The organism is uncultured Acinetobacter sp., assembly GCF_947624825.1.
Classification (GTDB): domain Bacteria; phylum Pseudomonadota; class Gammaproteobacteria; order Pseudomonadales; family Moraxellaceae; genus Acinetobacter.
This window is the reverse complement of sequence record NZ_CANQLZ010000020.1, coordinates 29919-45292: the sequence shown is the minus strand read 5'-3', so window position 1 is coordinate 45292 and position 15374 is coordinate 29919. Positions and strand designations below refer to the sequence as shown.

The 15374-nt window shown below is 41.4% G+C and carries 11 protein-coding genes, 1 tRNA gene and 1 pseudogene; 10 read left to right on the top strand and 3 right to left on the bottom strand.

Features of this window, described 5'->3' with window-relative positions:
- Positions 1–112: 112 nt before the first annotated feature.
- Positions 113–526: a hypothetical protein gene (locus tag Q0017_RS06470; RefSeq protein WP_298144242.1), complete on the bottom strand. Its 414-nt coding sequence runs from the start codon at positions 524–526 to the stop codon at positions 113–115.
- Positions 527–682: 156 nt separating this feature from the next.
- On the opposite strand from Q0017_RS06470, the gene Q0017_RS06465 reads away from it, so the two are divergent.
- Positions 683–759: transfer RNA gene (locus Q0017_RS06465), tRNA-Met, on the top strand.
- A 128-nt stretch (positions 760–887) separates the two neighbouring features.
- Here the strand turns inward: Q0017_RS06465 and Q0017_RS06460 are convergent.
- On the bottom strand, positions 888–2513 hold the full coding sequence (locus Q0017_RS06460) for an NAD+ synthase (RefSeq protein WP_298144239.1): 1626 nt from the start codon (positions 2511–2513) through the stop codon (positions 888–890).
- Between the two features lie 252 nt (positions 2514–2765).
- On the opposite strand from Q0017_RS06460, the gene Q0017_RS06455 reads away from it, so the two are divergent.
- Complete coding sequence (locus Q0017_RS06455; protein WP_298144236.1) at positions 2766–3239, top strand: type IV secretion protein Rhs; 474 nt, start codon at positions 2766–2768, stop codon at positions 3237–3239.
- Between the two features lie 56 nt (positions 3240–3295).
- On the opposite strand, the gene gltA is transcribed toward Q0017_RS06455, so the two are convergent.
- Positions 3296–4570 (bottom strand): citrate synthase, encoded by a 1275-nt coding sequence (gene gltA / locus Q0017_RS06450; protein ID WP_298144233.1) that lies wholly within the window; start codon positions 4568–4570, stop codon positions 3296–3298.
- A gap of 980 nt (positions 4571–5550) precedes the next feature.
- Between gltA and sdhC the strand changes: the two genes are divergently transcribed.
- From sdhC to lpdA, 8 genes and pseudogenes are all read left to right on the top strand, one after another.
- The gene (gene sdhC / locus Q0017_RS06445) at positions 5551–5949 is read left to right on the top strand and encodes a succinate dehydrogenase, cytochrome b556 subunit (protein WP_297422459.1); all 399 of its coding nucleotides are present in this window, start codon (positions 5551–5553) and stop codon (positions 5947–5949) included.
- Positions 5949–6314 carry a succinate dehydrogenase, hydrophobic membrane anchor protein gene (sdhD, locus tag Q0017_RS06440; protein WP_298144245.1) on the top strand — a complete coding sequence of 122 codons (366 nt, stop codon included), beginning with the start codon at positions 5949–5951 and terminating at the stop codon, positions 6312–6314. The genes sdhC and sdhD overlap by 1 nt, the downstream gene beginning before the upstream one ends.
- A gap of 12 nt (positions 6315–6326) precedes the next feature.
- Positions 6327–8225 (top strand): succinate dehydrogenase flavoprotein subunit, encoded by a 1899-nt coding sequence (sdhA, locus tag Q0017_RS06435; protein WP_298144232.1) that lies wholly within the window; start codon positions 6327–6329, stop codon positions 8223–8225.
- Positions 8226–8239: 14 nt separating this feature from the next.
- Positions 8240–8950 carry a succinate dehydrogenase iron-sulfur subunit gene (locus tag Q0017_RS06430; RefSeq protein WP_298144229.1) on the top strand — a complete coding sequence of 237 codons (711 nt, stop codon included), beginning with the start codon at positions 8240–8242 and terminating at the stop codon, positions 8948–8950.
- Positions 8951–9455: 505 nt separating this feature from the next.
- Positions 9456–9569, top strand: a pseudogene (locus tag Q0017_RS06425) (hypothetical protein); the annotation flags it as partial.
- Between the two features lie 132 nt (positions 9570–9701).
- The gene (locus Q0017_RS06420) at positions 9702–12521 is read left to right on the top strand and encodes a 2-oxoglutarate dehydrogenase E1 component (RefSeq protein ID WP_298144226.1); all 2820 of its coding nucleotides are present in this window, start codon (positions 9702–9704) and stop codon (positions 12519–12521) included.
- A gap of 18 nt (positions 12522–12539) precedes the next feature.
- The gene (gene odhB, locus Q0017_RS06415) at positions 12540–13745 is read left to right on the top strand and encodes a 2-oxoglutarate dehydrogenase complex dihydrolipoyllysine-residue succinyltransferase (RefSeq protein WP_298144223.1); all 1206 of its coding nucleotides are present in this window, start codon (positions 12540–12542) and stop codon (positions 13743–13745) included.
- 69 nt (positions 13746–13814) lie between these two features.
- On the top strand, positions 13815–15245 hold the full coding sequence (lpdA, locus tag Q0017_RS06410; protein ID WP_298144220.1) for a dihydrolipoyl dehydrogenase: 1431 nt from the start codon (positions 13815–13817) through the stop codon (positions 15243–15245).
- The last annotated feature ends 129 nt before the right edge of the window (positions 15246–15374 follow it).

Below are 15374 nucleotides of genomic sequence, written 5' to 3'. Positions count from 1 at the left end.
ATGTAGCTCAGTTGGTTAGAGCACCGCACTCATAATGCGGGGGTCACAAGTTCAAGTCTCGTCATAGCCACCATTTTTAAGACCACATTCACTAATGTGGTCTTTTTTTTGCCTAAATTTTATTGTCGCAATCAATTGTGTCCAAATTGAGTTGAAGATTGTGTTGTAGCTGATGCATAGCTGCCAAGTTACGTTGTGCACCGACATCAGCAAAGATCTGTGCATCGACTAAATCTAACTTTTTAGGGCTCATTTTTTGTGTTGCACAATAACGTCCCATTAAGCGCTGTTGTGCAAGATTGTGTTGCTCCGTAGGATTTAAGCGTTGCCAAGCAGTAATTTTTTGCTGTTGTTTGGCATAAGCCACCAATGTATCGCGCTCTTTTAAGCTAAAACGCCAGGAATGATTAATGTAGTGAGCAACATCCATTCGGACACCGTTATAGTCAGTGACGATAGGGGAAATGAGTTGGCAAGCTGGCAATGCCATGAGTATTAAACTATTTAAGATTAAAAATTTCAGCATATTGTGAAGTACATATTTAAAGTGAGGGGAATGAAATTATATTATTTTTGCATAAAAAAGTAGCAAAAATAATGATTTTGCTTAAAGTGTGAGCATTTGTAACAAAAAATACTTGACCTATCGCTTAAATATTTACATAATGCGCTCACAGTTTACGGCTATGTAGCTCAGTTGGTTAGAGCACCGCACTCATAATGCGGGGGTCACAAGTTCAAGTCTCGTCATAGCCACCATTTTAAAGACCAAGCTCTCAGCTTGGTCTCTTTTTTTGTGCTTGAAAAAACCTGCAACTTGAGTGGGTGTATAAAAAAATCGCCTGATCCTAAGATCAAGCGATTTGTATAGCATGAATTAGGCTTAATTAAATGCCAGCTTTCCAACCATTTACAATAGGATAACGACGCTCACGGCTATAGGCACGTGATGAAATACGTGGACCAATCGCGCCTTGACGACGTTTATATTCACTACGATCAGTCAAACGAATGACTTTTTCCACTACATCAGGTGCAAAACCTTTGGCGATGATATCATCTTGGCTTAAGTCTTCTTCAATATAGGCATATAAAATGGCATCAAGGATGTCATAAGGTGGTAGCGTATCTTGGTCTTTTTGATCAGGACTCAGTTCTGCCGAAGGTGGACGAGTAATTACACGTTCAGGAATCACCGGCGTTTCACTTAAAGTATTACGGTATTTGGCCAATTCAAATACAATGGTCTTATACACATCTTTAAGTACCGCATAACCGCCCACCATATCACCGTATAGCGTGCAATAGCCCACCGACAGCTCTGATTTATTGCCTGTGCTGAGCACCAAATTCCCAAACTTGTTGGACAAGGCCATAAGCAAAGTGCCACGCGAGCGCGCTTGTAAGTTCTCTTCGGTGGTGTCGGCTTTGGCTTCACCAAAGAATGGGAACAGGGTTTGCATAAAGCTATTTACAATAGGATTTATTTCAGCAATACCAAAAGTCACGCCCATGGTTTTGGCTTGTAAAGCTGCATCTTCAACGCTGATTTGTGCAGTATAGGTATACGGCATCATCACCGCTTGGACTTTATCTGCCCCAATGGCATCGACTGCAATGGCTAAGGTCAAAGCAGAATCAATACCACCAGATAAGCCTAAAATCACACCCGGAAAACCTGAGCGCTGAACATAGTCACGTGTTGCCATGACCAAGCCTTGATAGATCTCAGCCATGGTATCTAAAGCAGGGACAATCTCAGCAGTGGTATATGCTTGTTGCGTGGCATCATATTGAGCCATATACAGCTGTTCTTGATAACTTGCAGCTTGTACTACAACGGAGCCATCTTTATTAATTAAGAAGCTTGTGCCATCAAAAATTACATCGTCTTGACCACCGACTTGGTTCACATATACCAAGTTAAGCTGCAGTTGCTTAGCAAGCTCTTTCATGGTCAAAACACGATGTTGTGGCTTACCCACTTCGTATGGTGATGCATTGAGAACCAACACAGTTTCAACATTGAGCTGTGCCACTTGTTGTACGGTTGGTAACGCCCAAAGATCTTCACAAATCAAGACGCCAAATTTATGACCCAAATACTCAAACACAAGGTGTTGATGACCTTCGTTAAAATAACGTTTTTCATCAAATACGCTGTAATTAGGTAAATTTTGCTTGTTGTAGACGCCAAGTACTTGACCATCTTTCATCACTGCTGCTGAGTTATAGCGTTGACCATCTTCGGTTTGATGAACAAAACCAAACACCAACACAATGTCTTTGACTTCACGTAAAGCAGCAAAAGCTTGTTCTGTACGTTTGGCTAAGCTTGGGCGCAGCAATAAATCTTCTGCGCCATAACCGATGACTGCTAACTCAGGGAAAACAATTAAATCCGCTTTTTTTTGTTTCGCAGCATCAATTTGTTCCAGCATTTTTTGCGTATTGGCTTCGATATTGCCAATATGTGGAGAGAATTGTGCAAGGGCAATGTTAAAATTTTTCATTTACAATAAAATCCTATACCTATCAGGATATGTACATAACTTGAGTTTGTTATCGCTATAAGTCCAATGTTATGTCAAAGTTGAACAGCAAAATAAAGTCTTAAAATAAGTAATTTGCAGCATCTACTATATACGAATTGCATAACACTGCGTTATCAAATCATAAAAAAAAACTTGAATCGCCTTAAAAAAGACAGGCTTTATTTCCATAATAGCTCTTGTAACGCAAGCAAAACGATGTATAGGTGCAATATGAGACAAGTCACAAGAAAATTAAGCTTTAGATCGTATTTGGTTTTACGTGAGCGCTATTTAAGTGAAGGTGAAAAAAAGCTGGCCTACTCGGTATTTGGTGAAGCTTTACAACTCGAGCAGATTCGTATTGTCGCGCATCGTTGGGTGCTTAAAAATTATGCCATTAGCCCCAATGGGCATGTCTACTTTAATGTATATAATTGGTGTGAGGATTTTTCAAAAACCTCCTTAGCCAAGCAAAGTTGGTTAATTCATGAACTCACTCATGTGTGGCAAATACAGCAAGGTATGCAAGTGGTGTTAAGGGCACTGTTGAATCGTAAATATCGCTATATTTTAAAAGAGGGCAAAACCTTCTTTAAATACGGCATTGAACAACAAGCCAGTATGGTACAAGATTATTTTATAAAGCGTGCCCAAGGTCAAGATTGTCGGGCGTATGAACAATGTATTCCATTTTTAAAAACTTAAACCCATAAAAAAACCGCCTAGATAGACGGTTTTTTTATCTGTCAACGCATGTTCAATTAACGAACGATGTCGCGTTGAACTTCGCCAGTGTAAAGCTGACGAGGACGACCGATCTTGTACGGACCGCTGTGCATTTCTAACCAGTGGCTGATCCAACCAACTGTACGTGCAAGCGCGAAGATTACCGTGAACATTTCTGTTGGGATACCAATCGCTTTTAAGATGATACCTGAGTAGAAATCTACGTTCGGGTAAAGGTTACGTTTGATGAAGTATTCATCAGATAACGCAATACGTTCAAGTTCCATAGCAAGCGCAAGTTGTGGATCGTTGATGCCAAGCGCACCAAGAACTTCGTCACAAGTTTCTTTCATTACTTTTGCACGTGGATCGAAGTTTTTGTAAACTCGGTGACCGAAGCCCATAAGTTTAACTTCTTTAGTCTTCACTTTTTCCATGAAGCCCGCAACGTTTTCTACAGAGCCGATTTCATCAAGCATCTTAAGAACAGCTTCGTTCGCGCCACCGTGAGCAGGACCCCAAAGTGCAGAGATACCAGCAGCAATACATGCATACGGGTTAGCACCAGTAGAACCAGCTAAACGTACAGTAGAGGTAGACGCGTTTTGTTCGTGGTCTGCGTGAAGTGTGAAGATACGGTCCATTGCTTTAGCAAGGATAGGATCAACTTTGTAATCACGATCAGCAGGCGTTGCAAACATCATGTGAAGGAAGTTTTCAGCGTAGCCTAAGTCGTTACGTGGGTAAACAAACGGTTGACCGATTGTGTACTTGTAGCTCCAAGCCGCTAAAGTAGGAATCTTCGCGATTAAACGAATCGCTGTGATTTCACGGTGATCAACATTTTCAATGTCTAAGTTGTTGTGGTAGAACGCAGATAACGCACCAACAACACCAACCATGATCGCCATAGGATGCGCATCACGACGGAAACCGTTGTAGAAACGGCTCACTTGGTCGTGAACCATTGTATGGTTACGTACTTTAGCGTCAAATTCTTCTTTTTGCTCAGCTGTTGGAAGCTCGCCATTTAACAATAAGTAGCAAGTTTCTAAGTAGTCAGCTTTAGTCGCCAATTGATCAATTGGGTAGCCGCGGTGTAAAAGAATACCTTTATTACCATCGATGAACGTGATTTTAGACTCGCAAGACGCTGTAGCCATAAAACCAGGATCAAAAGTAAAATGACCTGCTGCCAATACATCTTTAACGTCGATTACGTCAGGGCCTAAAGTGCCGCTGTAAATCGGTAATTCAATTTCTTTGCCATCAAGCTGTAATACGGCTTTCTTGCCAGTTACTTCAGACATTCAATTGATCTCCTGTCCTGGTGAATGTTGGATCTGATCCCTAAACATTTTTAATTAATAGTTGAATCAGATCGGTCAAAAAATTGCTATAAGATTAGAGGGTGTACAAGTTTTGTCAATTATACTTATGGATAAAAGCTGACATCTAAATCAAGAATAGAGCCAAAAATTATGCATCTGACAAAAAGTGCTTTTACACCGCAGCAGTATAATAAGTCAAATTGAAGCATTATGTAGAAAAAAATAACGCTAATGGCTTAAAACTAGACGATTTTTAACCTTGAAAAATTTAAATTTAGAAATATCCATCGCTGTATTTTTTGTTGAAAACAATGCATATTTCACCACTTAGCTTGAATATAGCTGTGTCATCATGCAGAAAATCAGCCACAAAAAAATCTATTTATAATGTGAGATATAATAACCGTTTGGCTAAAAAATAACGTATTGAGCGATTTGAAAACAGATGAGGCATTTGAAAACTGTGCAAAACTGTATGCGGTGGTAGAGCTGGCATATAAAAATTGAGGCTCAGATTTTGCTGTTGTATTGAGTATTTTAAGATGAATTTTTTTCACCATGACGATATTTTTTGAAAAAAGAGCAACTTGGGGTAGAAAAGCACGACAATCTACGCCATGAAAAACGCTCATTAGGAAAATTTCTCTATCTTTAGTCTAAATGTCATTTCGCTATGCTAAAGGGAAAAGCGATTAATGAAATATCAAGGGATTACTTTAAAACCAATGATATAGCGATATTTAAGAGCGCGTGCAATTGGTTTTAACTATTTGTGTGTATGTTAATGATTCTTATTTATGGTTTTTTTGGCTAAAAGCCGAGTAGCACTGTTTGTATTTTAATAGTTGACGTTTTATAATTCGATGTCGTTTTAAGTTTAGGCATGCAAACTGCCTAACAATGCCAGCTTTCCTTCGAATTAATTCCAACAAACTCCGGATGGAGTTTTTAACTACAGGATGCCCGCTGTGAAAAGCAACAGACCTGTCAATTTGTCCATGGGTCAAGTTTTAGACGTAAACTTAAAATCCCCTGTGGCTATTGCATCAATTCTACACCGTCTTTCTGGTGTCATCGTATTTTTACTCGTCCCGGTACTTCTATGGATCTTAGACAAGTCATTGTCTTCTCCTGAAGGTTTTGCGCAAGTTCAAGAAATCATGAGTGGTTTCGTGGTGCGCTTTATCGTATGGGTATTCGTAGCCGGCTTAATTTACCACTTCATTGCAGGTGTTAAGCATTTACTTGCTGACCAAGGCATTGCAGAGGAACTGCAAAGCGGTCGCACAGCAGCTACTATCGCATTAATCTTGTCTGCAATTGGTATCGTTGCGTCATTTGTATGGATCGTACTCTAATGAAAAGTGCTACAGGTTTTACGGGTTCAGGTTCTCGTGATTGGTTTATCCAACGCGTAAGTGCTGTTGTATTAGCTGTTTATACCGTAGTGGTATTCGGTTGGATTTTGTGTAATAGCGGATTCAATTTTGAACAGTGGTACGGTTTTATGATGACAACACCAATGAAGATTTTATCTTTGTTGTCAGTCTTATCTTTAGTTGCACATGCTTGGATCGGAATGTGGCAAGTTTTCACGGATTACGTGACGACTCGTCAAATGGGTCCTTCAGCAAATGGTTTGCGTATGGTACTCACTACATCAGTGATTATTGCTGTATTGGCATACGCAATCTGGGCAATCCAGATTTTTTGGGCGAATTGATAGGAAGCAATCATGGGCGCTATAAACCCTAAAGAAGATTACACAAATATTCCACACGAAACTTTCGATGCCGTCATCGTAGGTGGTGGTGGTTCTGGTATGCGCGCATCTTACCAGCTTGCTCAAGCGGGTTTAAAAGTTGCTGTATTGACCAAAGTATTCCCAACACGTTCGCACACTGTGGCAGCACAAGGTGGTATCGGTGCGTCACTTGGTAACATGCAAGAAGATAACTGGCATTACCATTTCTACGACACGGTTAAGGGTTCGGACTGGTTAGGCGACCAAGACGCCATTGAGTTTATGACGCGTGAAGCGCCACAAGTAGTTTATGAACTTGAACACTTAGGTATGCCATTTGACCGTAACGCAGACGGTACGATTTACCAACGTCCGTTTGGTGGTCACTCTGCAAACTACGGTGAAAAAGCGGTTCCTCGTGCATGTGCTGCTGCCGACCGTACAGGTCACGCACTTCTTCACACGCTTTACCAAAGCAACGTGAAAATGGGTACGCAATTCTTCGTAGAATGGATCGCACTTGATCTTATTCGTAATGAAGCAGGCGACGTACTTGGCGTAACCGCAATTGACCAAGAAACAGGTAAAATTGCAGTATTCCAAGGTAAAGCTACTTTGTTTGCAACCGGTGGTGCTGGTCGTGTTTACCGCGCATCTACAAACGCTTATATCAACACTGGTGACGGTCTTGGTATGGCAGCTCGTGCAGGTATTCCATTACAAGATATGGAATTCTGGCAGTTCCACCCAACGGGTGTGGCGGGTGCCGGCGTATTGTTAACTGAAGGTTGTCGTGGTGAAGGTGCAATCCTTCGTAACAAAGACGGCGAACCGTTCATGGAACGTTATGCTCCAACTTTAAAAGACTTGGCGCCGCGTGACTTCGTATCACGTTCTATGGACCAAGAAATTAAAGAAGGTCGTGGTTGTGGTCCTAAAGGTGATTATATCTTACTTGATATGACACACTTAGGTGCTGAAACGATTATGAAACGTCTTCCATCTGTATTTGAGATTGGTAAGAAGTTTGCAAACGTTGACATCACCAAAGAACCAATTCCTGTAGTACCAACAATCCATTACCAAATGGGTGGTATTCCAACAAACATTCATGGTCAAGTTGTTGTACCTGAATCTCGCGAAACTCAACCGCTAGATGCCAACTACAACAAAGACAATGATGTGTACTCAACCAATGCCGGTGAACGTGATTTCTCTAAGCCAATCAAAGGCTTCTATGCAATCGGTGAATGTTCATGTGTATCTGTACACGGTGCAAACCGTTTAGGTACCAACTCATTGCTTGACTTGGTTGTATTTGGTAAAGCTGCAGGTCAGCACATCATCGAATATGTAACTAAGCAACATGATGGTGCGTACGAACCGCTTCCTACGACTGTACTTGAGCAAACTGTTGCACGTATTCGTACATTAGACGAATCAACAACAGGTGAAAACGCACAAGACGTAGCGGATGCGATTCGTGACATCGTTCAAGACCATGCTGGTGTATTCCGTACAACTGCATTGCTTGAAAAAGGCGTAAAAGAAATTCTTGCGCTTGAACCACGTATTCGTAATATCCACTTAAAAGACAAATCTAAAGTGTTTAACACCGCACGTGTTGAAGCTTTAGAAGTGGAAAACTTATACGAAGTAGCAAAAGCTACATTAATTTCTGCTGCTGCACGTAAAGAATGTCGTGGTGCGCATACGGTTGTAGACTTTGAGTTACCACCAGATCACCCGTCTTACCCGTACGGTCGTCGTGATGATGTGTGGATGAAGCATACTTTATGGTTCTCAAGTGATAACCGTTTAGAGTATAAGCCTGTGCGTTACCGTCCGTTAACGGTTGATGCAATTCCACCTAAACCACGTACATTCTAATTAGGAGAGTTGAGATGAGTAGAGGTACTCGTACATTTAATATCTACCGCTACGATCCTGATAAGGATAAAGCACCGTACATGCAAACTTTTAAGCTTGAGTTAACTGAAAAGCACCGTATGTTGCTAGATGTTTTACTTGCATTAAAAGTACAAGACGAAACCTTAACGTTCCGTCGTTCATGCCGTGAAGGTATTTGTGGTTCTGATGGTGTTAACATCAATGGTAAAAACGGTTTAGCGTGTCTTTGGAACCTAAACGATTTACCAGATGTCATCACAATTCGTCCACTTCCAGGTCTGCCTGTAGTGAAAGACTTGGTTGTAGATATGAATCAGTTCTACGATCAATACAACAAAATCCATCCGTTCTTGATCAATAATCAGCCTGCACCACCAAAAGAGCGTTTGCAGTCACCTGAAGAGCGTGAACACTTAGATGGTTTGTATGAATGTATTTTATGTGCATGTTGTTCAACTTCATGTCCATCATTTTGGTGGAACCCAGACAAGTTCTTGGGTCCATCAGCATTGTTAAATGCATACCGTTTCATCATTGACTCGCGTGACTCTGCAACACAAGAGCGTTTGGCTCGTCTTGACGACCCATTCTCTTTGTTCCGTTGTAAAGGGATCATGAACTGTGTGTCTGTATGTCCTAAGGGTTTAAATCCAACGAAGGCAATCGGTCACATCCGTAGCATGATGTTTGATAACGCAGGTTAATTTCTGTCTATCAAAAAAAAGCACACCCCATGGTGTGCTTTTTTTATGACAATAGAAAAGTCAAAAGTATCGCTATTTTCTATGACTTTGTTGCTGTGACCTATAAGTGAAAATGCGAGCTTTAAAAATTGGTGATTTTTTAATCTGACTCTCATTTAATTGCGCTAATTTGTTTTTTTGATGCCACAAAGCACGCCGACACGCTACACATCTGAGATTAAAATGTTATCATGTAACAATGGTACAAAGGGCAGATTGAAATAAGATGCTCTTTTTTGTTATCTAGCCTTTGGACTTTGGTCTAAATTGAATCTTCACCTGAGATCAAGCAGCATAGGTTACAATAGTGCGAACATTTAAATGTTTGATTTTAGCTGCTTCATGTTAGGATCAATGATCTGTTAGATATAGGAAATTTTATGTTTGTGCATACATTTTTTCTACACGAAGCCTGTTAAAATTGCGTATAACTAAATGCGTCAAATCGTTTTAGAAAAGTAAATCGCTTCGATTTATTTTTCTAAGTCGATTTGCAAAAAATTGCTCGGTTTTGGCCGAGTATGTGATGAGTGATGATGCCGCTGAGGGGCGTTATGATTCATTATCTACGTTATTTTAATGTAGAGATAACGCCTCATGGCTGATGTCCAATGGGGACTAATGTCATGTCACCAATTTGACATTATCAATCATGGGTTTGCTTAAAACTAAGCATCCTGAAATGTTTTTGCAATAGGAAATGGGTCCACAAATGCAAGAAGTTGCTGACGCTCTGCGTCTTGACACTGAACTTTCCGCTGACAGTGCAGCGTATATTGAAGAACTTTACGAACATTATTTAGCGTCACCAGATTCAGTTGGTGCTGACTGGCGTGATTATTTCGATAAATTCCCTAAAGGTGATCAACCACATAGCAATGTACGTGAGCAATTCCTACTTTTAGGTCGTAATTCAAACCGTGTTCAGCCTGTAGTTCAAGCAACTGTTAGCTCTGAACATGAGCGTCGTCAAATCGGTGTATTACAATTAATCGCGGCATATCGTAACCGTGGTCATCAAAAAGCAAAACTTGATCCATTAGGTTTGGCAAAGCGTGAACAAGCATTTGACTTAGAATTAGATGCACACGGCTTAACTAAATCTGATTTGGATACCGTATTCCACACGGGTAACCTTGCGATTGGTAAAGAAGAAGCAACCCTTGCTGAAATTATTGCTGCATTAGAAGCGACTTACTGTGAAACAGTAGGTACTGAATACATGCACATTGTTGATACCAAAGAGAAACGTTGGATTCAACAACGTCTTGAAAGTGCACGTGGTCAATTTAGCTTTACTGCTGATGAGAAAAAACACGTTTTAGAACGTTTAACTGCAGCTGAGGGACTAGAAAAATTCCTTGGTAATAAATACGTTGGTGCAAAACGCTTTGGTGTAGAGGGTGGTGAGTCTTTCATCCCTATGGTTGATGCGGTAATTCAACGTGCAGGTTCAGTGGGTTGTAAAGAAGTTGTGATCGGTATGCCTCACCGCGGCCGTTTAAACCTTCTTGTCAACATTATGGGTAAAAACCCAGCTGAATTGTTTGGTGAATTCGAAGGTAAATCACTACATAAAAAAGGTTCTGGTGACGTTAAGTACCACCAAGGTTTTTCATCAAACGTGATGACGGCTGGTGGCGAAGTTCACTTAGCGCTTGCGTTTAACCCATCGCACTTAGAAATCGTCGGCCCTGTGGTTGAAGGTTCGGTACGTGCACGTCAAGTACGTCGTAAAGACATTGGCGGTGATGATGTATTACCAGTCATCGTTCACGGTGATGCTGCATTTGCAGGTCAAGGTGTAAACCAAGAAACCTTCCAAATGTCACAAACGCGTGGTTACACGGTTGGTGGTACGGTTCATATTGTTGTCAACAACCAAGTAGGCTTTACAACGTCTGATCCACGTGATGCGCGTTCTACAGAATACTGTACCGACATTGCAAAAATGATCCAAGCACCAATCTTCCATGTAAATGGTGATGATCCTGAAGCGGTATTGTTTGTAGCACAGCTTGCACATGACTTCCGTCATACATTCCGTAAAGACGTTGTGATTGACATGTTCTGCTACCGTCGTCGTGGTCATAACGAAGCCGATGAGCCTGCTGCAACTCAGCCAATGATGTATCAAGTGATCAATAAAAAGACCACAACACGTACATTATATGCAGACAAGTTGGTTCAAGAAGGTGTACTTGATCGTGCCTCAGCAGATCAAATGATCGAAGACTACCGTGCTGATTTAGAAGCAGGTAATCACGTTGCCAATGCACTTGTCTTAGAACCAAACAAGAAAATGTTTGTTGATTGGACACCGTATTTAGGTCACGATTATACAGACGTTTGGGATACGACTTTCCCAGTTGAGCGCTTAAAAGAGCTTGGCGAAGGCATGCGTAAACTTCCAGAAGGTTTCGTAATGCAGCGTCAGGTTGCTAAAGTAATTGACGATCGTTTGAAAATGCAAACGGGCGAGATGCCTTTAAACTGGGGTGCTGCAGAAACTTTAGCTTATGCAACATTACTAGATGATGGTTACTTGGTTCGTATTACGGGTGAAGACGTTGGTCGTGGTACATTCTCACACCGTCATGCAAAACTTCATAACCAAGTAGATGGCGAAACTTACATTCCACTTTGTAATGTAAAAGACAACCAACCACGTTTTGCATTATACGACTCACTTCTTTCAGAAATGGCCGTTCTTGCATTTGAATATGGTTATGCAACTACTATTCCACACGGTTTAATTATTTGGGAAGCACAATTTGGTGACTTCGCAAACTGTGCACAGGTTGTGATTGACCAATTTATCTCATCTGGCGAAACCAAATGGGAACGTGTATGTGGCTTAACTATGCTTCTTCCACATGGTTTTGAAGGTCAAGGTCCAGAGCATTCATCTGCACGTCTAGAGCGTTTCTTACAGTTATGTGCTGAAGAAAACATGCAAGTAATTACACCAACAACACCTGCACAGATCTTCCATGCATTACGTCGTCAAGCGGTTCGTCCAATTCGTAAGCCATTAATCGTAACTTCACCGAAGTCTTTACTTCGTCACAAGTTAGCGACTTCTACTTTAGATGAGCTTGCAACGGGTACATTCCAAACAGTAATCGATGAAGTGGATAACATCAACAAAGCTGACGTGACTCGCGTTGTACTTTGTGGTGGTAAAGTTTACTACGATTTACTTGAAAAACGTCGTGAAAAAGAATTAAACAATACTGTTATTGTACGTATTGAACAGTTATATCCATACCCAGAAGCACGTTTAGCTGAAGTTCTTGCTCAGTATCCAAACGTGACTGAATTGGTATGGGCGCAAGAAGAACCGAAAAACCAAGGTGCTTGGTTGTTCATCGCGCCACGTTTATATGAAGGCTTAATGGCTTCAGGTAAACAAATCAAGTTAAGCTACGCAGGCCGTGAAGCTTCTGCTGCACCGGCATGTGGTTCACCATACTTACATGCAAAACAACAAGCTCAGCTCGTAAATGACGCTTTAGCGATCGTAGAATAATCAGGAGATTCTAAAATCATGGCAACCGAAATTAAAGCACCTGTATTTCCAGAATCAGTTGCAGACGGCACAATCGCAACTTGGCACAAACAACCAGGCGAAGCAGTAGCACGCGACGAAGTAATCTGTGATATTGAAACGGATAAAGTTGTATTAGAAGTTGTTGCTCCTGCTGACGGTACGATTGCGCAAATCATCAAAAATGAAGGCGACACAGTCCTTTCATCTGAAGTGATTGCTCATTTTGAAGCAGGTGCTGTATCTGGCGCGGCTCAAACTCAAGCAGTTCAGTCTGAAGAGAAAGTAGAACAAGCATCTTCACAAACTCAAGCAGGCAATGCACCAATCGTTGAGCGTGCGCAAGTTGCTGATCAAGCACCTGCGGTACGTAAAGCGTTAACTGAAACTGGTATTGCTGCAAGTGATGTTGCAGGTTCTGGTCGCGGTGGTCGTATTACTAAAGAAGACGTTGCAAATCATCAAGCTAAACCTGCTGCGCAACCATTAAGCGTTGCAGTGGGCGAGCGTGTTGAAAAACGTGTTCCAATGACACGTCTACGTAAGCGTGTAGCTGAACGTTTACTTGCTGCAACCCAAGAAACAGCAATGTTAACCACGTTTAACGAAGTGAACATGAAGCCAATCATGGAAATGCGTGCGCAATACAAAGATGCGTTCGAGAAGCGTCATGGTGCACGTTTAGGCTTTATGTCATTCTTTGTTAAAGCAGCAACTGAAGCACTTAAGCGTTATCCTGCGGTAAATGCGTCTATTGATGGCGACGATATCGTATATCATGGTTTCTATGATATCGGTGTAGCGGTATCTTCTGAGCGTGGCTTAGTGGTTCCTGTACTTCGTGATACAGATCGCATGAACTATGCTGAAGTTGAAAACGGTATCCGTGACTATGCATACAAAGCGCGTGATGGCAAATTAGGCATCGAAGACATGACTGGCGGTACGTTCACTATTACTAATGGTGGTACTTTCGGTTCACTTCTTTCTACACCTATTTTAAATACGCCACAAACTGCGATTTTGGGTATGCATAAAATCCAAGAGCGCCCAATGGCTGTAAATGGTCAGGTAGAAATCTTGCCGATGATGTACTTGGCACTTTCTTACGACCACCGTTTAATTGATGGTAAAGAAGCAGTAGGTTTCTTAGTAACAATCAAAGAATTGTTAGAAGAGCCAGCTCGCCTGATCTTAGATCTTTAATTATTAATTCTTAAGAATAACCTAGGCGAGTTCAGAGAGATCCTTTGAACTCGCCTTTTGGAGATAAAGATGTCTCAATTTGATTTAGTTGTAATTGGTGGTGGCCCAGGTGGCTACGAAGCAGCAATTCGTGCAGCACAACTTGGTTTTAAAGTTGCATGTATCGAAAAACGTATTCATAAAGGCGAACCATCTTTAGGTGGTACATGCTTAAACGTGGGTTGTATCCCATCTAAAGCATTGCTTGATTCATCTCACCGTTATGAAGATACAGTGCATCACTTAGATGATCACGGTATCACGACTGGTGAAGTGAAGTTTGATCTTGCAAAATTACTTGCACGTAAAGATAAAATTGTTAACCAACTCACTAAAGGTATCGACGGCCTATTAAAAGGTAACGGTATTGAATGGTTAAAAGGTACAGGTAAATTACTTGCAGGTAAAAAAGTTGAGTTTGTATCGCACGAAGGCGAAACTCAAATTTTAGAACCTAAATACGTGATTCTTGCGACGGGTTCTGTACCTGTAAATATTCCAGTTGCTCCTGTAGATCAAGACATTATTGTTGACTCTACTGGCGCTTTAGAATTCCAAGAAGTACCTAAGCGTTTAGGCGTAATCGGTGCAGGCGTAATCGGTCTTGAACTTGGTTCTGTATGGCGTCGTTTGGGTGCTGAAGTTGTTGTATTTGAAGCAATGGATGCATTCTTACCAATGGCTGATAAAGCATTGGCAAAAGACTACCAAAAAGTACTTGGTAAGCAAGGTCTAGACATTCGTGTTGGCGCTAAAGTTGCTGGTACTGAAGTGAACGGTCGTGAAGTAACTGTTCAATACACACAAGGTGGCGAAGACAAAACTCAGACTTTTGACAAGTTGATCGTTTGTGTAGGTCGTCGCGCTTATGCTGAAGGCCTATTGGCAGAAGACTGTGGTATTAAACTGACTGAACGTGGTTTGGTTGAAGTAAACGATTGGTGTGCAACGTCTGTAGACGGCGTATACGCAATTGGTGACTTGGTACGTGGTCCAATGCTTGCACATAAAGCAATGGAAGAAGGCGTAATGGCAGTTGAACGTATTCACGGTCATGCTGCACAAGTCAACTACGACACGATTATTTCTGTGATCTACACACACCCAGAAGCGGCGTGGGTTGGTTTAACAGAACAGCAAGCAATCGACAAAGGCCATGAAGTGAAAACCGGTCAATTTGGCTTTGCTGCAAATGGTCGTGCAATGGCAGCTGGTGAAAACGCTGGTTTCGTGAAGTTTGTTGCTGATGCAAAAACCGATCGTTTATTGGGTATGCACGTGATTGGACCTGCTGCGTCTGACATCGTTCACCAAGGTATGATTGCACTTGAATTTGTATCATCTGTTGAAGATCTTCAATTGATGACTTTTGGTCACCCAACATTCTCTGAAGTGGTGCATGAAGCAGCTTTAGCGGTGGATGGCCGTGCGATTCACGCGATTCAGCGTAAACGCAAATAATCTGTGAAAGATTAACAAAAAGAGCAGCAATCGCTGCTCTTTTTTTATGCAAAAAAGGTTGTATTTGTATGCTTTATCCTCTAAAAATAACAAAGCACAATATGCTTTATAGTCAGTTCGACGGATGTT